Genomic DNA, 20,882 nt, shown 5'->3' on the forward strand with positions numbered 1-20,882 from the left:
CGATGGACGCGTCAAACCCCATGACCACCGCCAACGCCACGCCGCGCCGCACCGGGCGGGTCCGCTCCAGCCGGCGGGTCGCCGACCGGGTGCTGCGCACCGCCTGCCTGATCGCCACGATCGTCGGCGCCGTGGTGCTCGGCTCGATCCTGCTGATGCTGATCGTCCAGGGCGTGCGCGGCTTCACGCCCGGCATGTTCGCGCACCCGACCCCCGGCCCCGGATCCGAGGGCGGCGGCATCGCCAACGCGATCTTGGGCAGCCTCGTGCTCACCGGGATCGGCATCACGATCGCGACGCCGATCGGCGTCATGGCCGGGACCTACCTCGCCGAGTACGGCCGCTTCTCCAAGATCGCCGGGGTGATCCGCTTCCTCAACGACATCCTGCTCTCGGCGCCGTCGATCCTGATCGGCCTGTTCGTCTACACCCTGATGGTGCGGCCGATGGGGACCTATTCGGGCTGGGCCGGCGGCGTGGCGCTCGCCATCATCGCGGTGCCGGTGATCGTGCGCACCACCGAGGACATGATGCGCCTGGTGCCCGGCACCCTGCGCGAGGCCGGCGCGGCGCTCGGCGCGCCGCCCTCGACGGTGATCATCAGCGTCACCTGGCGGGCGGCCTCGGCCGGCATCGTCACCGGGATCATCCTGGCGCTGGCCCGCATCGCGGGCGAGACCGCGCCGCTCCTGTTCACGGCGCTCAACAACAATTCCTGGTTCTCGCCGGACCTGATGGGTGGCGTCGCGAACCTCCCGGTCATGATCTACCAGTTCGCCCTCTCGCCCTACCCGAACTGGCAGAGCCTCGCCTGGGCCGGGGCGCTCCTGATCACCGCGACGATCCTGGTGCTGTCGATCATCGCCCGTCTCGTCATCAAGCCGCAGATGTCGCGCTAAGACCCTTCTCGAGGACACGACGATGAACGCCGCCTCCGCGATCCCCACGGTCGATCTCACCCGCAACCACGCCAACGAGAGTGGGGCGGTCCGCATCGCCGTGAAGGGCCTGAACTTCTACTACGGCAGCTTCCACGGGCTGAAGAATGTCGACATCAACTTCCATGACCGGCAGGTCACGGCGCTGATCGGCCCGTCCGGCTGCGGCAAGTCCACCCTGCTGCGCTGCTTCAACCGAATCTACAGCCTCTACCCGGAGCAGCGGGCGGAGGGGCAGATCCTGCTCGACGGCCAGAACGTGCTCGATCCCGCGATCGATCTGAACGAGCTGCGCTCGCGCATCGGCATGGTGTTCCAGAAGCCGACGCCCTTCCCGATGTCGATCTACGACAACGTGGCCTTCGGCCTGCGCCTCTACGAGAAGCTGCCGAAATCCGAACTCGATGGGCGGGTGGAGCAGGCCTTGCGCAAGGCCGCCCTCTGGGACGAGGTGAAGGACAAGCTGCGCCAAGCCGGCACCGGCCTGTCGGGCGGGCAGCAGCAGCGCCTGTGCATCGCCCGCACCGTGGCCCAGAGCCCGGAGGTGATCCTGTTCGACGAGCCCACCTCGGCCCTCGACCCGATCTCCACCGGCCGGATCGAGGAGCTGATCGAGCAGCTGCGCGACGAGTTCACCATCGTGATCGTCACCCACAACATGCAGCAGGCGGCCCGCATCTCGCAGTTCACCGCCTTCATGTATCTCGGCGAGCTGATCGAATTCGGACCCACGAACCGCATGTTCATGAACCCGGTCGAGCAGCGCACGCAGGATTACATCACCGGCCGGTTCGGCTGAACCAAAACCCCGGAGGACGGACGTTCACCTCCGGGATGCGAAGACGTCAAACGGGATGTTTACCGCTTTCCGCAACGTTGAATACGGTTTCGGCGAGAAAAGAGCACCGCTCTAAAGACTAGGGGCCGCGCCCAAGCGTAACAAGCGCCGGCGCGTCTTCGGAACAGGCTGCTCGGTCGGGGAACATCGGCACGGCCCGGTTGTTCCGGTCGCGGGCTCGGCTCGGGATGCCGATCCTCACCGCTCCGCAGCCTGTTCTCGACAATGCAAGGGAGTGGGCACCGGGGCACGCGCCCCGGCGCCCGTGACCGCAGCGGCGGGTTTCCGCCAGACCTCGCGGATCAAGGTTTGCGGGACGCCATCGAAGGATCCACCATGCCCGGCCATATCGTCAGCTCCTACGACACCGACCTCGATGACCTGCGTCGCTCCATCTCCGAGATGGGCGGCGTGGCCGAGAAGATGGCCGCCGAGGCGACCGACGCCCTGGTCCGCCGGGACGATACGCTCGCCCAGGCGGTGATCGTCGCCGACAAGCGTCTCGACGCGCTCCAGCGCGACATCGAGGAGCGGGCCGTGCTGCTCATCGCCCGGCGGCAGCCCCTGGCGATCGACCTGCGCGAGACCATCTCGGCGATCCGCGTCTCGGGCGACCTGGAGCGGATCGGCGACCTCGCCAAGAACGTCGCCAAGCGCGTCGTGGCGATTTCCGATCAGGCGCCGGCGCAGAAGATCGTGCTCGGCGTGCGCCACATGAGCGACCTCGCCGAGGCGCAGCTCAAGGACATCCTCGACGCCTATGCGAGCCGCGACGTGAAGGCCGCCTACGACGTCTGGGAGCGCGACGGCGAGATCGACGCGCTGTACAATTCGCTGTTCCGCGAACTCCTGACCTACATGATGGAAGATCCGCGCAACATCTCGTTCTGCACGCACCTGCTGTTCTGCGCCAAGAACGTCGAGCGCATCGGCGACCACACCACCAACATCGCCGAGACGATCCACTACCTCGCCACCGGTGAGACCCTGGCGGGCGAGCGGCCGAAGAACGACGCGTCGAACTACGCGACCGTCGGCCCCGCCGCCACGGCCCCGTAACAGGCGGGTCGCGGTGCGGCCGGCCCGATCCGCACGCTGCCCTGTGGGGCAACGCCCGATTGTGGCGGCTTGCGGCTTGAGGGATGGCGGCCTCTGCCGCACCATCGGCGCGTCCGGGTCCCCCGGCGCGGGCGTGCCGGCCGGTACCGAGTACGGAACAGGTTAACGAACGTGAGCATGCAAGTCCTGATCGTCGAGGACGAGGAGGCCCTGACCACCCTGCTGCGCTACAACCTGGAGGCCGAGGGCTTCCTGGTCGATTCGGCGACGCGCGGCGACGACGCGGAACTGCTCCTGGCCGAGCGCACCCCGGATCTGGTGCTGCTCGACTGGATGCTGCCGGGCCTCTCGGGGATCGAGCTGTGCCGCCGCATCCGCGCCCGGCGCGAGACCGAGCGGCTGCCGGTGATCATGCTCACCGCCCGGGGCGAGGAGGGCGACCGGGTCCGCGGCCTCGGCACGGGCGCAGACGACTACATCGTCAAGCCGTTCTCGGTGCCGGAACTGCTGGCCCGGGTGCGGGCGCTGCTGCGCCGGGCCAAGCCCGCCCATGTCGCCGACCGGCTGGCGGCCGGCGATATCGAGCTCGACCGCACCGGGCACCGGGTCCGCCGCGCCGGCGAGGAGCTCCATCTCGGCCCCACCGAGTTCCGCCTGCTCGAATTCCTGATGCTGGCCCCCGGCCGGGTCTTCTCCCGCGAGCAGTTGCTCGACGGAGTCTGGGGCCACGACGTCTATATCGACGAGCGCACCGTCGACGTGCATGTCGGGCGCCTGCGCAAGGCGCTCAACGCGCCCCGGCAGGCCGACCCGATCCGCACGGTGCGGGGGTCTGGCTACGCCTTCGACGAGACGTTCTCGCTGGAAGCCTAGACCGCCCGTCCGGTCACCGAGCCAGCGCCGCGCTCTTGTTGGCTGAGGCCGGCACCGTTTCCAGGGCCGCCAGCACCGTCCCCTCAGTGAGGATCTGCGGCAGCACCTGGGGTTCCCCCGTCCCGGTGTAGAGCAGGTACAGCGGCACGCCGCTGCGCCCGTGCTTCTCCAGCAAGCGCGTGATCTCCGGGTTCTGGTTGGTCCAGTCGCCCTTCAGGTAGGTGACGCCCCGATCCGCCATCGCCGCCCGCACCGCCTGGGTCGAGAGCGAGGTCGTCTCGTTGACCGCGCAGGTGATGCACCAGGCGGCGGTCATGTTCACGAAGACCGGCCGGTGTTCGTTCACCAGGGAATCCAGGCGGGCCTGGGTGAACGGCTGGACGCCGTCAGCGGCGGCCTGGGCGGCGGGGGCCGCCCGGTCGCGGTCGAGGCTGAGCGTCAGGCCTGCGACTGCCAGAATCGACAGCACCGCGAGCCCCTGGGCGACCCGCCCGAAGCCCGGCGTCGCCGCGCGCCCATGCTCCCAGGCCCAGGCGGCGAAGCTTACCAGCACGAGGCCGATCAGCCCGGCGAGCAGCCCCTGCGGCCCGACCTGCTGCGCCAGGACCCAGACCAGCCACGCCACAGTGGCGTAGACCGGGAAGGCCAGAACCTGCTTCAGGGTCTCCATCCAGGCGCCCGGACGCGGCAACACCCGCAGGGCCGGCGGCCACAGGGTGAGCAGCAGGAACGGTAGGGCGAGGCCGAGCCCGAGGCTCGCGAACACCGCGAGGGCGACGCCGGCGCTCTGGGTCAGCGCGAAGCCCACCGCCGAGCCCATGAACGGCGCCGTGCAGGGGGTCGCCACCAGGGTCGCCAGCACGCCGGTGAAGAACGAGCCGCTGAGCCCCGAGCGCCGGGCGAGACCGTCGCCGAATCCGGCGAGCCGCCCGCCGAGATGGACCACCCCCGACAGGCTCAGGCCCATCGCGAGCAGCAGATAGGCGAGGCCGGCGACCACCGCCGGCGATTGCAGCTGGAAACCCCAGCCGATCGCCGCCCCGCCGCCCTTGAGGGCGAGCAACAGGCCGGCCAAGCCGAGGAAGCTCACAAGCACGCCCGCCGTGTAGGCGAGGCCGTGCAGCCGGACGCGGGCGGCGCTCTCACCGGTGTGCCGCACGAGGCCCAGCACCTTGATCGACAGGACCGGGAAGACGCAGGGCATCAGGTTGAGGATCAGGCCGCCGAGGAAGGCGAGCCCGACCGCGCTCACCAGCGTCAGGGCGTCGAAGGCGGGGGCCGCCCGCGGCGCGGCCGGGGCCTCGGGCGCCGCCGTCGGGGCCGGCAGAACCGGCTCGTCGCCATACGCGAAAGCGAGGCGGTGCGTGCCGGCGCCGGTCGCCTCCTCGACGGTCAGCACGCCGGGCAGGGCGGCGGGCGCCGGCTCGGCGGGGCTGCTCCGGGCCAGGGTGAGATGCAGGCCGGCCTCGTCGACGGTCATCACCTGCGCGGCGGCATTGTCGATCGCGGTCTCGGAATAGGGAAAGAAGGACGCGCTCTTGATGGCCTCGGGCTTGAGACCCGCCGCGGCGAAATCGAGCTGCAGGGTGTCGCCCTGGCTGGACAGGCGCAGCGGCCAGAGCGCCGGGGTGGGCAGGGCGGTCCGGGCGCGGGCGAACAGGGCGGCCTGATCGGCATCGGGCCGAGGCTCGCCCACCGGGAGGGTCAGGGCGAGGTCGGCGGAGCCCGGCACGCATTCGGTCTCGCAGACCAGATAGGTCAGCTTGGCCTGGATCCGCACGGGATCCGCCGGGTCGAGGCTCGGCGGCGGCGTGACCGGCACGAGCAGGGTGACCTCGCCCTCGTAGCCGTAATTCATCAGCGTCGCGATCGCGATGCGCTCGGGCGCCGGCCACCGGATCGCGCCGGCGTTGAAGCCCGCCGGCAGGGTCCAGGTCACCTCGGGCGGCAGGCCGGAATCGCCCGGATTGCGCCAGTAGACGTGCCAGCCCGGCTTCACCTGCATCCGCACCGCCAGGGTGAATGGCTGCGCGCCCGCCACCGCGACGGGCTCGGCGACCAGGCTCGCCCGCACGAGATCGGGCGGCGTGCGGAAACCTTGGGCCGACGCGGCCGACAGGCTCGCGGCGAGCATCAGGACCAGGAAGGCGAGGCGGCGGATCATGCTGTCCCTTCGCGCGCGGGGCGGTCGCGGTTTCACACGGGGGTCCGCGGGACCGGCGCCGGCTTTTCTGTGACAAGGCGACTTATAGCGCGGGGGTCCGCATCCTGTCCTCCGCTCCGCGCGGTGAGACGGAGACCATGACGCCGCTGGGGTCGCTCAGCGGGGCTCGAACAGGATGAGGTAGAGGAACGCCCGTCGCTGATCCGCCTTCAGATAGGCCAGCCGGTTGACGGCCGACCGGGCCGTCTGGAGCGCTGCCCGCGCGTCCGTTTGCAGGAACGACAGGGACGGATCGTAGTCGGCGGCGTGCCGCCGGTCCTGCAATTCGACGACCGCCCGGGCTATCGTTTGCGTATGGACATCGAACCCGCCGGTCGGCTCGCAAGATTTGATCTTCTGCTTCAGATTGGCCCGGTAGATATCACTGCACAAGCTCTTCAGTCGCTGATGGGAGATCGAGCGGTAAGCCAGCGTCCATAGCGGATGAGTCCGCATCCTCCTGCCCACCGCCTCATCGGCTGCGGCGGTCAGGATCGCGTGAAACAAGCCGTAATAGGCGTTCGAGAAGGTCCGGCGCAGGTCGGCTTGCCGCAGCGAGCCACGGCCGGTCTGACGAAGGAGAGCATCTGCCTGATTGAACAGATGCTCGGGATTAATCAGCGCCAAGTTCGTCGAGCTCGCGCTGCTCGGCGTATTCGACGACGATACGCAGCGGTTCGCCGGCTTTGCGCAAGGCCTGACTGATGGCGAGGCCGGCATCGAGCAACTTGTCGCCGTCGAGCTGCTGAATAGCGTCGTCGGAGACGATCAGCTGCACGCGCCGGACATCATCGCCATCAGACCCTTCCATGTCGCCGAGGCGGACGGCCTGCACCAGGGGGCTGCCGAAGGACGCGTTGGCGGCCTTCTTGGCGACTTCGGCGAGATCCGGAGAACGTCGGGGCACGATCGATCACTCTCGATGATCCGGATCGGCCAGCCCATGGCGCGAACGAACGGAGGCCGACTCGGAGGTCCGTTCACTCTGTCTTGCCGCCTGCGCCCGCACAAGGGCAAGCCTTGAGCGACAGCCCGCCCTCACTCCGCCAGCGGCGCCGTCGCGCGGTCCAGCCAGCCGCGGGTTTCCGCATCGAGGAGCGGCGCGAGGGTGTCGCGCACCCGGGCGTGATAGGCGTCGATCCAGGCCCGCTCCTCCGGTGCGAGCAGGTCCGGGCGGATCAGCCGCCGGTCGTAGGGGGCGAGCGTCAGGGTTTCGAAGCCGAGCATCGGGCGCTCGCCGCCCGGGATGGCGCGCGGCTCGACCAGGACGAGGTTCTCGATCCGGATCCCGTAGGCGCCGGGCGCGTAGTAGCCGGGCTCGTTCGACAGGATCATGCCGGGTTCCAGGGCGACGGTCCCGGTCTTGGCGATGCGCTGCGGGCCCTCGTGCACCGACAGGAACGAGCCGACGCCGTGGCCGGTGCCATGGTCGAAATCGAGCCCCGCCTGCCAGAGCGGCGCGCGGGCGAAGGCGTCGATCTGGGCGCCGGTGGTGCCTTTGGGGAAGACCGCCCGGGCGATGGCAATGTGGCCCTTCAGGACCCGGGTGAACCGGTCGCGCATCGCCTCGGTGGGCTCACCGACCGCGACCGTGCGGGTGATGTCGGTGGTGCCGTCCGGGTATTGCGCCCCGGAATCGATCAGGAACAGCTCGCCCGGCCGCACGATCCGGTCGCTGGCGCGGGTCACCCGATAATGGACGATCGCCCCGTTCGGGCCGGAACCCGAGATCGTCGGGAACGACACGTCGCGCAGGTCGCCGCCGGCCGCGCGGAAATCCTCCAGGGCCTCCACCGCGGCGATCTCGCTCAAGCCCCCGGCTTCGGCGGCGCCGTCGAGCCAGGCCAGGAAGCGCACGACGCTCGCGCCGTCGCGGGTATGGGCGGCGCGGGTGCCGGCGATCTCGGCGGCGTTCTTGACCGCCTTCATGCCGGTGATCGGGTCCTTGCCGATATCGGCGGTCCCACCCGCGGCCTCGATCTTCTCCTTCAGGGCGACGGCGCCCGTGGCGGAATCGACCCGGACGCGCACGCCGCTGAACGAGCCGAGCCCATCATCGAGATCGGCGCGCGACAGGATTTCGGCCACCGGCGCCAGGGCCGCCCGCAGCGCCGGATCGACCTTGGGTGAGGACAGGAACAGCCGGGCCCGCCCCTCGCGCGGCAGGATCGCGTAGCCGAGCGCCAGCGGCGTGTGGCCGACATCGGAGCCGCGCAGGTTGAACGCCCAGGCGAGATTGTGCGGGTCCGAGATCACCAGGGCGTCGCAGCCGCCCTCGGCCAGGGCGTCGCGCACCCGCGTGAGTTTCTCGGCGACCGTCTCGCCCGCGAAGGCCTCGGGATGGATGACCACCGGCCCGGCGGGGGGCTTCGGGCGCCCGGCCCAGACGGCATCGACCAGGTTCGGAACGGGGCGCACCGAACCGCCGGCCTTCACCGCGGCCCGCTCCAGGCGTCCAACACCATCCGAGGTGTGCAGCCATGGATCGTAGCCGAGCACCTGATCGCGCTTCAGGTTGTCGGCGATCCAGGCTTCGGCGGTCGATTCGGCCAGGGGCACCACGGTGATCACGCCGGTATCGACCTGCTCGGGCGCCTGCAGGGTGTAGCGGCCGTCGACGATCAGCGCCGCCGACTCCATCAGCACCACCGCGGTTCCGGCCGAGCCCGTGAAGCCGGTCAGCCAGGCGAGCCGCTCCGCGTCGGCCGGCACGTATTCCGATTGGTGCTCATCGGCCCGGGGCACGACGAAGCCGTCCAGCGCGCTCTCGCGCAGGGCCGCGCGCAGCGCCTCGATCCGCTCCGCCCCCTTGCGGTGGCTCGGATCGTCGAAGGTCTGGAAACGGGGTCGGGGCGGACATGGCTCTGTCATCGGGGGAGCCTATCGCCGGGTGGTCCCTGGTCGCAACCGCGTGGGATCCGGAAGCGCGCTGCTCGGTTCGGCATCGGGACTCCCGGACGCCGACAATTCCTTCGCTGAACGCAGCCCGACGCTGTAACCTATGGTTTAGTGTCGTGCGCAATCTTATCACGCCAGTTCTTTGCCCTATCTCCCGCTCATGCCACGCCGCGTCTTCTACCGGATCAGCGACAGACCCGACGGCCTCTTCGACGCCATCACCACGATCGAGCCCGATACGGTGATTCGGCGCGACGGTTTCGGCTCGCTGGCCGAGGCCGAGGAATGGGTGGAGGGCCTGCGCGTGCTGATGGCCGCGTTGGGCGCTCCGGTGGCGCAAGCGGACGCGGCGGGCAGCCCGGACGCCGAGACGGCCCCGGAGGATGCGGCCCGACCCGGGACGCTCCGAACCGCGCGATAGCGCGGCCGTCGGTCAGGCGCTCGCCGGCGGCAGGTCCCGGGCACGGCCGGTCGGCACACCGTCATAGCCTTCGAGCCAGGCGATGCGGGCGGGCGAGTCAGCCGGATAGGGACAGGCGTCCTTGGGCCGGCCCCGGGCCCGTGCATACGCGCCCTCGGTGATCGGATCGGCAAGGGGATCGTGGTGCAGCGTCTGGCTCATGCCCGGGCAATGCGCGGGCCGGTCGCCGGTTCAGCGGCGCGGCCGCTTCGCCGCACCGCCCCGCGCCAGCACCAGGGCGACCCAGCCCTCGATCAGGCCGTGGCGCACGAGGTGGAACCCCTGGTGGCGATAGGTCGAGAGCACGCCGGGCACGTCGCGCTCGATCAGCCCGGAGAGCACGAGCACGCCCGCGGGGGCGACCACCCGGGACAGGCTCGGGGCCAGCCGCCGCAGGGGACGAGCCAGGATGTTGGCGAAGACGAGGTCGAAGTGCCGCGGCCGGTCCGCGAGCCGGTGGCGCACCCCGGGCCCCTCGTAGAGCTTGAGGTAGGGCCCCAGACCGTTGAGTCGGGCGTTCTCCCGGGCGGTGCGCACCGCCACGCCGTCGAGGTCGCCGGCCACCACCGGCTGCCGCAACGCCTTGGCGGCCGCGAAGGCCAGGATCCCGGTCCCGGTGCCCACGTCGAGGACATGCGCCGGGCGCCGCCGCTTCAGCTCCGAGACCAGCGCCCGCAGGCAACCGAGGGTCGTGCCGTGATGGCCGGTGCCGAAGGCCAGGGCAGCCTCGATCTCGATCGGCAGGTCGTTGCCGCGCACGGCGTCGCGGTCATGCGAGCCGTGCACGAGGAAGCGGCCGGCACGGACCGGCTTCAGCCCCTCCAGGGAGGTGCGGACCCAATCCTGCTGATCGATGGTGCGGAACTCGGCGATATCGGCCTCGTCCCCGATCACCGGGCGGATCAGGTCGCGGACGTAGTCCTCGTCCGGCGCGTCGGCGAAATAGGCCTCCAGCCGCCAGGTGCGGCCATCCTCGTCCTCGAACGCCGCAACGGCGGTCTCGGTGGGATCGAACATCTCGCCCAGCAGATCCGTCATCGCCCGGGCCGACCGCTCGTCGGTCGTGAGGCGCAGGATGTGAGTCGGGCGGTGGGGCGGCAGACCTTCGAGCATGATGCCCGGCTGTAGCGCCCGGGCGCGCCGCATCACAGGGGCAGGGGCGAAAAAAACGCATTCCCGTCCGTCCGCGGGAGCCGACCCGGCACGGCCGGGCGAATCGAGGCCGGCCTTTCGATCGGCCTCGGTGGTTTGTTGCTGCTCAGACACATCTGACAATACACGTGCTAGAAACCATCTAAATCAGTTTCCGCTCGCGACATCGCAGATTACAACAGTCTCGGCTTCCCCAAGGCCAGACCCTCAACTCTGGCGCGCCGCTCTTCGGGGTCCGGCGCGCCCGTTTTGATCTGATGACAGCGCAGCCATGAACTCGCCTCTTCTCGTCAGCCTTGCCGTCACGCTCACGACCACGCTGGCGGCCACGCTCTGGGCCGCGCTGGTCGCGACCGGCATGTCGCCGGCGCCGGACGGCGACGCGACGGACCAGCGCGACATCCGGACCTGGTGACCGGGCGACGGCTTCCGCGATTCGCAGCGGATGGCGCCTAGGAATGCGGCAGCGTGTCTGCGCGTTAACCACAGAATCCACCGATTGCCTGCGGAACCGGCTGCGCGAGGCGGCGTTTTTGCCGGCTTTCTCGAGAGGCATCATCGAGCAGGGTGCGTACAGCGTGATCAAGTCCAAGCGTTCCGGACCGCGCGGGCCCGTCGTCGTGAATGACGGGGCCGTCCTTCCGTCGCCCCGCGAGCGGCTCTTCGGCGGGCCTGCCCCGGACGGTCCGCTGCCGGGCCATCTCTTGGTCCTGCTGAGTCGGCTCCACCGGGCGGAAGCCACGCCGAAGGAGCGCCGGGAGCCGCCGCACGCCTGAACATGTCGGAATGCCCGCCAGCCCCTGCGCCGCGCTTGGCCCGCGGGGGCGGCGGTCTTATGGTCCCCGGGCACCCGGCCGGATGACGGGTGGCGAATAGGGGATTCCCGAGCCGATGCGCGTCTCCCGACGGATCTGGATCCTGCTCGCCGCGCTGGCGCTCGTCCCGGCGGGCCGGGGTCACGCGGCAGAGCCCGTCGTCGTCTTCGCGGCCGCCAGCCTGAAGAACGCGCTGGACGACGCGACGGCCAACTGGACCAAGGAGACCGGCAAGGCGGTCCGGATCTCGTATGCGGGCTCGAACGCCCTCGCCAAGCAGATCGAGGCCGGGGCGCCGGCGGACCTGTTCATCTCGGCCGATCAGGCCTGGATGGACTATGCCGAGAAGGCCGGCAGCCTGAAGCCGGGCTCCCGCATCGACCTCTTGCGCAACGCGCTGGTGCTGATCGCGACGGGCCCGAAGATTGTGGGCTCGGATCCGCAGGTGGCGCTCGCGCCGGATCTCGGCGCGACGCTCACCCGGATGCTCGGGGGCGGCAAGCTGGCGATGGCCACCATCGATGCCGTCCCGGCCGGGAAATACGGCAAGGCCGCCCTGGAGAAGCTCGGCGCCTGGGATTCGGTGAAGGGCCAGGTCGCCCAGGCCGAGAACGTGCGGGCCGCGCTGCTGCTGGTCGCCCGGGGCGAGGCGCCGCTCGGCATCGTCTACGCCACGGATGCGGCGGCCGAGCCGAACGTCCATGTGGTCGCGACCTTCCCGTCCGACAGCCACCCGCCGATCATCTACCCGGCGGCCCTCATCAAGGAGTCGCGCAATCCCGACGCCGCCACCCTGCTGACCTATCTGCGCAGCCCGGCGGCCCGGGGCGCCTTCGAGCGCCAGGGCTTTACACTGGTCGGGACGCCCGGCGCCGGCCACTAGACCCGCGACCTTGTTCGGCCTGCCCCCCGACGCCTGGAACGCCGTCGCCCTGAGCCTGCGGGTGGCGAGCGTCGCCACGCTGGCGAGCCTGCTTCCGGGCCTCGCCGTGGCGTGGCTGCTGGCGCGGCGCCGTTTCCCGGGCCGCGCGCTGCTCGACGGGCTGGTCCACCTGCCGCTGATCCTGCCCCCGGTGGTGACCGGCTACCTGCTGCTGCTCGCGCTCGGGCGGCGCGGCTTCCTGGGCAGCGCACTGGCGGAGATCGGCATCGTCTTCGCCTTCCGGTGGACCGGGGCGGCCCTGGCCTGCGCGGTGATGGGATTCCCGCTCATGGTCCGGGCGATGCGGCTGTCGATCGAGGCGGTCGACCCCAGGCTCGAACAGGCGGCCGGCACCCTCGGGGCGAGCCCGCTCGCGGTCTTCCTGACCGTGACGCTGCCGCTCAGCCTGCCCGGCTGCATCGCGGGCGCCGTGCTCGCCTTCGCCAAGGCGATGGGCGAGTTCGGCGCAACGATCACCTTCGTGTCGAACATCCCCGGCGAAACCCAGACCCTGCCTTCGGCGATCTACACGCTGACCCAGGTCCCCGGCGGGGAGGGGCCGGCTCTGCGCCTGACCCTGATCTCGGTCGCCCTGTCGGTGGCGGCCCTGCTGGTCTCGGAATTCCTGGCCTCGCGCGCCGCGCGACGTCTGCGAGCCGGCTGAATGGCGGGACGAGCCAGAATGCCGGTAGGCCGGCCGCGATCAGGCATAGGCGTAAGGTCCGCCCCGCTCCAGCGCCTGCCGGTAGGCCGGGCGGGCATGAATGCGCGCGAGCCAGGCGGTGACCCGCGGCCCAGCGCCGGTCCCGCGCGCCGCGAAGGCTTCGAGCGGGAAGCTCATCATGATGTCGGCCGCGGTGAAGTCGGCCCCGCAGAAATACGGCCGGTCGGCGAGCTCGCCTTCCCAGAAGGCCGCGTGCCGGCGCAGGTCCGGATCGACGAAGCTCCGCAGCACCGTGTCGGCGATCCGGCGAACCAGGGGCCGCAGGGCCCAGGGGCTGCCCGGGGCGAGACGTGCGAAGACCAGCTTGAGCAGCAGCGGCGGCATGGCCGAGCCCTCGGCGTAGTGCAGCCAGTAGGTGTAGCGCGCCCGCTCGGGCGTTCCCGGCGCGGGCACCAGGGCACCCCCGGCCCGGTCGGTCAGGTAGGTGACGATGGCGCCGGTCTCGGCCACCACGATCCCGTCCTCGGTGATGACCGGCGACTTGCCGAGCGGGTGGATGGCTACGAGTTCGGGCGGCGCCCGCATGGTTTTGGGATCCCGGGCGTAGCGCTTGACCGTGTAAGGCAGGCCGAGTTCCTCGAGCAGCCAGAGCACGCGCTGCGAGCGGCTGTTCTCGAGATGGTGGACGGTGATCATCGGAGGCGCTCCATGGCTTTGTCCAACGCGTCGCGCCGCCGCCCGTGCCGCCAGGGACGCGGCCCGTGAGCATCCAGGTCGATGTCCATCTCCGGCGCGGCGCCTTCGCCCTCGACGCGGCGTTCGCGGCGGGGCCGGGTCTGACCGCCCTGTTCGGCCGCTCGGGCTCCGGCAAGACGACGCTGATCGACCTCATCGCGGGGCTGGCCCGGCCGGATCATGGCCGGATCGTCACTGACGGCGCGACGCTGGTCGACAGCGCGGCGGGGATCTTCCTTCCGCCGCATCGCCGTCGGGTCGGGGTGGTGTTCCAAGATGCACGGCTGTTCCCGCATCTCAGCGTGCGGACCAATCTCGGCTACGGCCGCGTCTTCGGGCGCCAGCAAGCCGACCCGGCCGGCTTCACCGCGGTGACCGAGATGCTCGGGATCGGCCACCTCCTCGACCGGAGGCCCGCGGGCCTCTCCGGCGGCGAGCGCCAGCGGGTGGCGATCGGGCGGGGGCTGCTCGCCAAGCCGCGCCTGCTGCTGATGGACGAGCCGCTGGCGGCCCTGGACGAGGCCCGGAAGGCCGAGATCCTCCCCTATATCGAGCGCCTGCGCGACGAGGCGGGCGTGCCCATCGTCTATGTCAGCCACGCGGTCGCCGAGGTGGCGCGGCTCGCCACGACGGTGATCGTGCTGGAAGCCGGGCGCGTGGCCGCGTCGGGCCCCGCCGAGGCGATCCTGCGCCGGGCCGATCTCGTGCCGATCCACGAGGCGGAAGCCGGGGCGCTCCTCGACATGGTCGTCGCGGGAGCCGATCCCGAGACCAGGCTCACCCGGCTGACCGGCCAGGCCGGGCAGCTGCTGGTGCCGGGCCTGGCGGCCCGCGCGATCGGGACGCGGCTGCGCGTGCGGATCCCCGCCCGCGACGTGCTGGTGGCGACCGAGCGTCCCCGGGGCTTGAGCGCGCGCAACATCCTGCCAGGCCGGGTCGCGACGCTGACTCCGAGCGGCGCCGAGGTCTCGGTGGAGATCGATTGCAACGGCGCGTTGATCGCCGCGCGCGTCACCGCGGCCGCGATCCGCGAGCTGGACCTGGCGCCGGGACGCCCGGTCCATGTCGTGATCAAGAGCGCCGCCTTCGATCCGGCGGGAATCGGGACGCTGCGACCCGCCGTGGCAATCTGAGCCGCCCGTATTCGCGCCGAAGCACTGGAATTCGGGCGATGACCACAACCTTTGATTAGAAAATTAATGCCACCATGGGTTGTGCGGCTGCAGCGGCTGCACGAGCTTTGAAGGGCGTTTCGATGAGCTGGCTCCGGGTCCTTAAGCGAAACGGTCGCGCCGGATTGGCCTGCCGCCGCGGCAGTTCCGCAGTCGAATTCGCCCTGGTCGCGCCGATCCTGCTGATGCTGTTCGCCGGCATCACCGCCTTCGGCATCTGCCTGGGTGCCGCCCACAACCTGCGTCAGATCGCGGCCGAAGCCGCCCGCGCCTCCATCGCGGGCGTCACCGACAAGGAGCGCGAGACCCTGGCCCAGACCATGGTGCTCCGCAGCCTCAGCAGCGGCGCGATGTTCCGTCCGGAGAGCGTCAAGGTCCTGGTCGGTCCCGACCCGAAGGACGCCACAATGTACACGGTCACCCTCACCCTGGACGCCAACACGCTGGGGATCAACGCCTTTTCCAAGCTGATCCCGATGCTCCCGACAGTCCTGCGCAGCACCATCAGCATCCGGAAGGGCGGCTTGTGACCGGAGGGCGGGCAGCGGTTCTGGCCCGGAGCTTCGGCCGGGCCCGGGGCGGCAACGTGGTGATCCTGGTGGCGCTCGGCAGTTCCCTGCTGATGGGTGCCGGCGCGGTCGGGATCGATCTCGGCCAGGTGTTCCAGGCCCGGCGCAAGGCGCAGGGCGCGGCCGACATCGCCGCCATGCTGGCGGCCGTCGACCCGGTCAAGGCCGACGCGGTGGCGCGCCGCTCCCTCGGCGACAACGGCTACGACGCCGCGCAGGCGACGGTGGCGACCGGCGGCTACGATGCCAGCGCCCCCAACGTCGCCCCCGGGAGTCGTTTCAACCCTGGGGTGAGCCCGGCCAACGCCGTGCGGGTCGGCCTGGCGACCACCGTGCCGGTGACCTTCGGCCGGGCGATCGGGCTGCCCGGCACCGTGCCGATCCGGGTCACCGGAACCGCCGCCAGCGCGCAATTCGCGGCGTTCACGATCGGCTCGGGCACCGCCGGCCTGAAGGACGGCATCCCCAATGCCGTGCTCGGCGCCCTGCTCGGGGCCAAGCTGTCGCTGGGCGTCAGCGACTACGCCGCTTTGGCCAGCGCCAAGATCGACGGCCTGCGCGTGCTCGATGCGCTCGCGGCGAGCCTCAACCTGCAGGCGGCCAACTACACCGAGATCGTCCAGGCCCATGCCAGCGTCGGGCAGATGCTGATGGCGATGCGGGTCGCCGCGCAGGGCAATTCCGCCGCCGTCTCGGCCCTCTCCGGCATCCTCAACGCCCTGCCGAATGCCGGCAACCTCGTGCCGGTCGGGCAGGTCGACGCCTTGGGCGATGTGGCGGCGCTCGCCCCCGGGCGCGGCCTGGCCGGCCCTTCGCTGAACCTGATGGACCTCGTGGCGGCCACGGCGTCGCTGGCCAACGGGCAGAACCAGGTAGCGATCGACCTCGGCGCCACCGTGCCGGGCCTGCTCTCGACCCGGCTGACCCTGGCGATCGGCGAACGCCGCCGCAGCTCCGGCTGGGTCCGCCCCGGCAGCCCCAACGCCACGGTGAAGACCGCGCAGACCCGGCTGCTGATCGAGGCCACGGTCTCGGCGCCGCTCGGGCTCGGGACCGTGTATCTGCCGATCTACGCCGAGGTCGCGCCGGCCCAGGCGACCCTGCGCACGCTCAGCTGCTCCGGTGCGAGCGGCGGGCGCCAGGCCACCATCGAGGCGCAGACAGGGCTCGCCACCCTGGCGATCGCCGCTGTGTCGCGGGCCTCGATCCAGGGTGGCAGCACGAGCCCGGACCTGTCGCAGCCCGCCGTCCTGATCGGGCTGCCGCTGGTGAACGTCTCCGGCCGGACGGTGACGAATATCGGCGCGGGCACGCAGACGCTGACCTTCACGGATGCGGACATCGCCAACCACACCGTGCGGACGGTATCGTCGGGGAACGTCCTGCAATCCCTGACCGGCAGCCTGCTCGGCAACCTCAGCCTCAACCTGAACGGCCTGGGGCTGAACCCGCTGCTGCAATCCGCCCTCGCCACGACGCTCGGCCTCGCCGCCGGGCCCCTGGACTTCGTGCTCGACCAGGTCTTGCGCAGCCTCGGCCTGCGGATCGGCTACGCGGATATCGAGATGGACGGCACCCTCTGCAGCCAGGCCGTGCTGGTGCAGTGAGGCCGTCGCCCGGCTCCTCAATGGCCGCGCCGGCCCCCGGCGCCGGCTGGCGCCTTGGCGATGCTCTGGCCGAGGCGCAGCAGCAGCATATCGATCAGCAATTGCAGCTCGGAATCCGCCACCCCTTCCAGCGCATCCCTGCACTCGATGGCCCGGTCGATCGCCACCGACAGCGCGTCCAGCGGCTCGATGCGCGCGGCGACATCCTGATCGGCGTCGCGCCGGCTGTCGGTCACGTCGATGATCAGGCCGTGCCCGGTCCGTCGGCTCGAGGCACTCGCGGGCACGCGGCCGCGGTCGAGGATCCACCGGACCTGACCGGACGGCGACAGGGTGCGGTACTCGGCCACGAACGGGCCGCCGCGCTCACACACGGCCTGGAAATGGCGCACCAGGGCCGGGCGGTCCTCGGGATGGATGCAGGATCGGGCGATCTCCAGGGGGATCGGCCGGCCGGCCAGGCCGGGATCGCCCGCCAGCACCTCGGCGGCGCCGGCATCCAAGATGCAGCGCTCGGAGCGGGGCGACCACGACCACGCACCGATGACGCCGGAAGCGTCGAGGGCTGCCGACAGATCGACCGGCAAGCCGCGCGTGCGCTTGATCGCGTCAACAACCATGGGCGACCTCCGAAACCGGCGTGCCCCTCGCACGCATCCCTCGCAGTCATACAACCCTTGATGGAATTAAGAGGTGGTTAACTCAACAGCGCAACCTCAATTCCCTCCCGGTCATTCTACTGACGCAGCGAGACAATTTGGCGCGAGCAGCCCACGGCTTGCGGCGTTCTCCCGGCAGCGCGAACGCGCGGGAGTTGTACGTTTCGGCAACGGCCTCAGCCGATCTGCGTGATCAACGTGAACGCGCCGAACAGCAGAACCGCGCCGACCACCGCCGCGAGCAGGATCAAAGCCGCCCGCGATTCCCGAACATCCGGCGTCATAGGCCTCCCCGTTCGTCCCATCCGCTCCCGCTCCGCGCGGTCTTTGCAGATGAGAGTCGCACCGTTCGGCTTGGCTGTCGACGGCGGGAAGCCGGATCGGGCGACACAAAGCTTTGGCCGATCCAGCGCGTTCTTTGACCGGTTCGGCGGCGCCAGCCTATGGATCGTCCGGCACGATGCCCCGGTGTTTCAGGGAGCCGCCGATGCGAAGCGATGTCGAGTTCTGTTCGGAGGGTCGGACGCTCCGCGGGTGGCTCTACCGGCCGGGCGCAGCGGCGGACACTGCCGCAGCCGTGGTGATGGCCCACGGCTTCTCGGCGGTCAAAGAGCAGTATCTCGACCGCTACGCCGAGGTCTTCCAGGCGGCGGGACTGGGCGTCCTCGTCTACGACCATGCCAATTTCGGCGCCAGCGAGGGGCTGCCCCGGCAGGAGGTCGACCCGGTGCTGCAGAAGCGCGGATACCGGGATGCGATCAGCTTCGCGCAGACGATCCCGTGGATCGATCCTGCGCGGATCGGGATCTGGGGCACGAGCTACAGCGGCGGCCACGTGATCGAGGTGGCGGCGATCGACCGCCGGGTCCGCTGCGTGGTTGCACAGGTGCCGTTTATCAGCGGCTCCCTCTCGGCGCAGCGAAGGACCCGGTCCGATCTCGTGCCGGGCCAGCTCCGCCGTTTCGAGGCGGACCGGGCCGCCCGCTTCCGCGGCGCGGCGCCGGCCATGCTGCCGGCCGTATCGGCCGACCCGCTCCAGCCCTGCGCGATGCCGGGACCGGACGGTCACGCCTTCTTCACCGGCACGCACGATTTCGCACCGAACTGGCACAACGCGGTGACGCTGCGGAGCGCCGAGCTGTCCCGCGAGAACGAGCCGGGCGTGCATATCGCTCGGATCAGCCCGACGCCGCTGCTGATGATCGTCGCCCAGGACGATGTCCTGACCGCCACCGACCTGTGCCTGGAGGCCTATCAGCGCGCCCTGCCGCCCAAGGACCTCGTGATGGTGCCGGGCGGCCATTTCGACCCGTATCTCCGGCACTTCGACCGCACCAGCACCGCCGCGCGCGACTTTCTGGTCGCCCATCTCGGTGCATTCGCCTGACCCATCCGCCGTGTTCCGCCCTGCCTCCGTTCCCGGCCCGAAGGTCATCTGCGTCGGCTGCGATTACCCGGATAACGGGACCGTCGGACCGCATTGCCACCCCCGCGCGCAGCTCATCTACGCGACGGCCGGCGTGATGGAGATCCGCGCGGCCGGCAGCCTCTGGCTCGTGCCGCCGCAGAGGGCGCTCTGGGTCGGGGCCGGCATCGTTCACGCGATGCGCGCCCGGGGCGCGGTCTCGCTGCGGACCCTCTACATCGCGGCCCCGGCCGTGCCGGCGTCCCTGCCGAACGAGCCGGCGAGCCTCGCGGTGACGCCGCTTTTGCGCGAGCTGATCCTGCGCGCGATCCAGCCTGTCCCTGAGGCGGACGAAGACGGGCGGCAAGACCGTCTCTTTGCCGTCCTGCTCGACGAGGTGGGCCTGCTCCCGCGCTGCCGGCTGTGCCTCGCGATGCCGGCCGATCCCCGGCTTCGGCGCGTCTGCGAGACCGTCTTGGCCGATCCGGGTCGCCGGCGGGACATGGCGGCCCTCGCCGAGATCGGGGGAGCCTCACCGCGGACCTTGGCGCGGCTGGCCGAGCGAGACCTCGGGGTTCCGTTCTCGATCTGGCGGCAACAGGCCCGCGTGCTGGCCGCGCTGCCCATTCTCGTCGGCGGCGGATCGGTCGCGGAGGCGGCTTTCACGCTGGGCTACGACAGCCCCAGCGCCTTCGCCTCCATGTTCCGCCGCATGACCGGGACGGCACCGGCTGCCTACCGGACCGCGGGCGCCGAGCCCGAGGCCGCATGAACGCCGGTGATACGGGCCACCCACCGCGACGCTTGCTCCATTGACTTGGCATACCAACCCGCGCATCTTTGTACCGATCGGTACAAAGATGCGAGGACATGCGCGATGTCGGACCGTCCGCCCTTTCCGCCCTTCACCGAAGAGACCGCCGCCCAGAAGGCCCGCATGGCCGAGGATGCCTGGAACGGGCGCGCCCCGGAGCGGGTGTCACTGGCCTACACGCCGGACAGCGTCTGGCGGAACCGCAGCGAGTTTCTGACGGGACGCGAGGCGATCGTGGCCTTCCTCCAGCGGAAATGGGCGCACGAACTCGATTACCGGCTGATCAAGGAGCTCTGGACCTTCGGCGGCAATCGGATCGCCGTGCGCTTCGCCTATGAGTGGCGCGATGCGGCGGGACAGTGGTTCCGCTCGTACGGCAACGAGAACTGGGAATTCGATGCGAACGGGCTGATGCGGCGCCGGATCGCCAGCATCAACGACCTGCCGATCGCGGAATCCGATCGGAAATTCCACTGGCCGCTGGGCCGGCGCCCGGACGATCACCCGGGCCTAAGCGACCTCGGCCTCTAGAAGCGGTGACGGCGCGGTCCGAGGTCCTGCCGGCGCTCGCGGAGGTGTTCCGCGAGCACGGCTATGCGGGCGCCAGCCTCGCGCTGATCAGCCAAGCGACGGGCCTGGGCAAGGGCAGCCTCTATCACCTGTTCCCGGGCGGCAAGGCCGAGATGGCAGCCTGCGTCCTCGAAGAGATCGACGCCTGGTTCGAGACCAACCTGTACCGTCCGCTGCGCGAACGGGATCCGCCCGAGCGGGCGATCTCGGACATGTTCGATTCCGTCGCGAGCTATTTCCGGTCCGGGCAACGGGTCTGCCTGGTCGGCGTGCTGGCTCTGGGCACGAGCCGCGACCTGTTCGCCGAGGCGGTGCGCGGCTACTTCGCCCGCTGGGTCGCCGCCCTGGCCGACGCCCTGCGGAGGTCGGGGCAGGACGCGGCGGCGAGCACGGCGCTGGCGGAAGAGGTCGTCGCGCAGATCCAGGGAGCGATCGTGCTGGCTCGGGCGCTCGATCAGCCCGCGCTCTTCGCTCGCGCCCTGGCGACGCTGCGGTCGCGGATGGCGACCGCAGCGGGTTGAGCGGCCGC

The 20,882-nt window shown here is 70.7% G+C and carries 24 protein-coding genes; 16 read left to right on the top strand and 8 right to left on the bottom strand.

Annotation, left to right across the window (positions count from 1 at the left end; all coding sequences use genetic code 11):
• The first annotated feature begins 2 nt into the window (after nt 1–2).
• The 4 genes from pstA (at nt 3) to phoB (ending at nt 3,708) form a co-directional block, all read left to right on the top strand.
• Nucleotides 3–899 carry a phosphate ABC transporter permease PstA gene (gene pstA, locus WYO_RS11180; RefSeq protein WP_007562348.1) on the top strand — a complete coding sequence of 299 codons (897 nt, stop codon included), beginning with the start codon at nt 3–5 and terminating at the stop codon, nt 897–899.
• Between the two features lie 22 nt (nt 900–921).
• Entirely contained in the window at nt 922–1,737 is an 816-nt protein-coding gene (pstB, locus tag WYO_RS11185) for a phosphate ABC transporter ATP-binding protein PstB (protein ID WP_007562351.1), read from the top strand.
• A gap of 375 nt (nt 1,738–2,112) precedes the next feature.
• A complete protein-coding gene (gene phoU / locus WYO_RS11190) occupies nt 2,113–2,835 on the top strand; it encodes a phosphate signaling complex protein PhoU (RefSeq protein ID WP_007562352.1) in 723 nt (240 codons plus the stop codon).
• A gap of 177 nt (nt 2,836–3,012) precedes the next feature.
• Nucleotides 3,013–3,708, top strand: a complete 696-nt coding sequence (phoB, locus tag WYO_RS11195; protein WP_007562354.1) for a phosphate regulon transcriptional regulator PhoB — start codon at nt 3,013–3,015, stop codon at nt 3,706–3,708.
• A gap of 13 nt (nt 3,709–3,721) precedes the next feature.
• Here phoB and WYO_RS11200 read toward each other — a convergent pair whose 3' ends face one another.
• The 4 genes from WYO_RS11200 to WYO_RS11215 all read right to left on the bottom strand — a co-directional run bounded on the left by WYO_RS11200 (nt 3,722) and on the right by WYO_RS11215 (nt 8,782).
• Nucleotides 3,722–5,872: a protein-disulfide reductase DsbD domain-containing protein gene (locus WYO_RS11200; RefSeq protein WP_007562356.1), complete on the bottom strand. Its 2,151-nt coding sequence runs from the start codon at nt 5,870–5,872 to the stop codon at nt 3,722–3,724.
• Between the two features lie 156 nt (nt 5,873–6,028).
• The gene (locus WYO_RS11205; RefSeq protein WP_007562358.1) at nt 6,029–6,538 is read right to left on the bottom strand and encodes a hypothetical protein; all 510 of its coding nucleotides are present in this window, start codon (nt 6,536–6,538) and stop codon (nt 6,029–6,031) included.
• Nucleotides 6,525–6,818 (bottom strand): hypothetical protein, encoded by a 294-nt coding sequence (locus WYO_RS11210; RefSeq protein WP_007562360.1) that lies wholly within the window; start codon nt 6,816–6,818, stop codon nt 6,525–6,527. Before WYO_RS11210 ends, WYO_RS11205 begins: the two co-directional genes overlap by 14 nt.
• A gap of 131 nt (nt 6,819–6,949) precedes the next feature.
• Nucleotides 6,950–8,782, bottom strand: a complete 1,833-nt coding sequence (locus tag WYO_RS11215; protein ID WP_007562362.1) for an aminopeptidase P family protein — start codon at nt 8,780–8,782, stop codon at nt 6,950–6,952.
• Nucleotides 8,783–8,969: 187 nt separating this feature from the next.
• Here WYO_RS11215 and WYO_RS11220 point away from each other — a divergent pair, with 187 nt between their 5' ends.
• The gene (locus tag WYO_RS11220; protein ID WP_007562364.1) at nt 8,970–9,230 is read left to right on the top strand and encodes a hypothetical protein; all 261 of its coding nucleotides are present in this window, start codon (nt 8,970–8,972) and stop codon (nt 9,228–9,230) included.
• Nucleotides 9,231–9,242: 12 nt separating this feature from the next.
• On the opposite strand, the gene WYO_RS11225 is transcribed toward WYO_RS11220, so the two are convergent.
• The gene (locus tag WYO_RS11225; RefSeq protein ID WP_007562366.1) at nt 9,243–9,431 is read right to left on the bottom strand and encodes an Rmf/CrpP family protein; all 189 of its coding nucleotides are present in this window, start codon (nt 9,429–9,431) and stop codon (nt 9,243–9,245) included.
• A gap of 30 nt (nt 9,432–9,461) precedes the next feature.
• Nucleotides 9,462–10,382 (bottom strand): 50S ribosomal protein L11 methyltransferase, encoded by a 921-nt coding sequence (locus WYO_RS11230; RefSeq protein WP_039902755.1) that lies wholly within the window; start codon nt 10,380–10,382, stop codon nt 9,462–9,464.
• 310 nt (nt 10,383–10,692) lie between these two features.
• Between WYO_RS11230 and WYO_RS31525 the strand changes: the two genes are divergently transcribed.
• From WYO_RS31525 to modB, 4 genes are all read left to right on the top strand, one after another.
• Complete coding sequence (locus tag WYO_RS31525; RefSeq protein WP_007562371.1) at nt 10,693–10,836, top strand: hypothetical protein; 144 nt, start codon at nt 10,693–10,695, stop codon at nt 10,834–10,836.
• Nucleotides 10,837–10,879: 43 nt separating this feature from the next.
• Nucleotides 10,880–11,197: a hypothetical protein gene (locus WYO_RS32155; RefSeq protein ID WP_007562373.1), complete on the top strand. Its 318-nt coding sequence runs from the start codon at nt 10,880–10,882 to the stop codon at nt 11,195–11,197.
• A gap of 115 nt (nt 11,198–11,312) precedes the next feature.
• Nucleotides 11,313–12,119 (top strand): molybdate ABC transporter substrate-binding protein, encoded by an 807-nt coding sequence (gene modA, locus WYO_RS11240; protein WP_007562375.1) that lies wholly within the window; start codon nt 11,313–11,315, stop codon nt 12,117–12,119.
• Between the two features lie 10 nt (nt 12,120–12,129).
• Nucleotides 12,130–12,822 (top strand): molybdate ABC transporter permease subunit, encoded by a 693-nt coding sequence (modB, locus tag WYO_RS11245; RefSeq protein ID WP_007562378.1) that lies wholly within the window; start codon nt 12,130–12,132, stop codon nt 12,820–12,822.
• 39 nt (nt 12,823–12,861) lie between these two features.
• On the opposite strand, the gene WYO_RS11250 is transcribed toward modB, so the two are convergent.
• The gene (locus WYO_RS11250) at nt 12,862–13,518 is read right to left on the bottom strand and encodes a glutathione S-transferase (protein ID WP_007562380.1); all 657 of its coding nucleotides are present in this window, start codon (nt 13,516–13,518) and stop codon (nt 12,862–12,864) included.
• Between the two features lie 65 nt (nt 13,519–13,583).
• Here WYO_RS11250 and modC point away from each other — a divergent pair, with 65 nt between their 5' ends.
• From modC to WYO_RS11265, 3 genes are all read left to right on the top strand, one after another.
• Nucleotides 13,584–14,690 carry a molybdenum ABC transporter ATP-binding protein gene (gene modC, locus WYO_RS11255; protein ID WP_007562382.1) on the top strand — a complete coding sequence of 369 codons (1,107 nt, stop codon included), beginning with the start codon at nt 13,584–13,586 and terminating at the stop codon, nt 14,688–14,690.
• 164 nt (nt 14,691–14,854) lie between these two features.
• Nucleotides 14,855–15,259: a TadE family protein gene (locus WYO_RS11260; protein WP_244424146.1), complete on the top strand. Its 405-nt coding sequence runs from the start codon at nt 14,855–14,857 to the stop codon at nt 15,257–15,259.
• Nucleotides 15,256–16,905, top strand: coding sequence for a TadG family pilus assembly protein (locus tag WYO_RS11265; protein ID WP_007562387.1), 1,650 nt, complete (start codon nt 15,256–15,258; stop codon nt 16,903–16,905). The genes WYO_RS11260 and WYO_RS11265 overlap by 4 nt, the downstream gene beginning before the upstream one ends.
• A 17-nt stretch (nt 16,906–16,922) precedes the next feature.
• Here the strand turns inward: WYO_RS11265 and WYO_RS11270 are convergent, their stop codons facing one another.
• Nucleotides 16,923–17,525: a PAS domain-containing protein gene (locus WYO_RS11270; RefSeq protein WP_007562389.1), complete on the bottom strand. Its 603-nt coding sequence runs from the start codon at nt 17,523–17,525 to the stop codon at nt 16,923–16,925.
• Nucleotides 17,526–18,051: 526 nt separating this feature from the next.
• Between WYO_RS11270 and WYO_RS11275 the strand changes: the two genes are divergently transcribed.
• The 4 genes from WYO_RS11275 (at nt 18,052) to WYO_RS11290 (ending at nt 20,874) form a co-directional block, all read left to right on the top strand.
• The gene (locus WYO_RS11275) at nt 18,052–18,951 is read left to right on the top strand and encodes an alpha/beta hydrolase (RefSeq protein WP_007562394.1); all 900 of its coding nucleotides are present in this window, start codon (nt 18,052–18,054) and stop codon (nt 18,949–18,951) included.
• A gap of 10 nt (nt 18,952–18,961) precedes the next feature.
• Complete coding sequence (locus WYO_RS11280) at nt 18,962–19,741, top strand: helix-turn-helix transcriptional regulator (protein ID WP_007562396.1); 780 nt, start codon at nt 18,962–18,964, stop codon at nt 19,739–19,741.
• A 105-nt stretch (nt 19,742–19,846) separates the two neighbouring features.
• A complete protein-coding gene (locus WYO_RS11285) occupies nt 19,847–20,314 on the top strand; it encodes a nuclear transport factor 2 family protein (RefSeq protein WP_007562398.1) in 468 nt (155 codons plus the stop codon).
• Between the two features lie 5 nt (nt 20,315–20,319).
• On the top strand, nt 20,320–20,874 hold the full coding sequence (locus WYO_RS11290) for a TetR/AcrR family transcriptional regulator (protein ID WP_007562400.1): 555 nt from the start codon (nt 20,320–20,322) through the stop codon (nt 20,872–20,874).
• The last annotated feature ends 8 nt before the right edge of the window (nt 20,875–20,882 follow it).

The organism is Methylobacterium sp. GXF4 (genome assembly GCF_000272495.1).
Classification (GTDB): Bacteria; Pseudomonadota; Alphaproteobacteria; order Rhizobiales; family Beijerinckiaceae; genus Methylobacterium; species Methylobacterium brachiatum.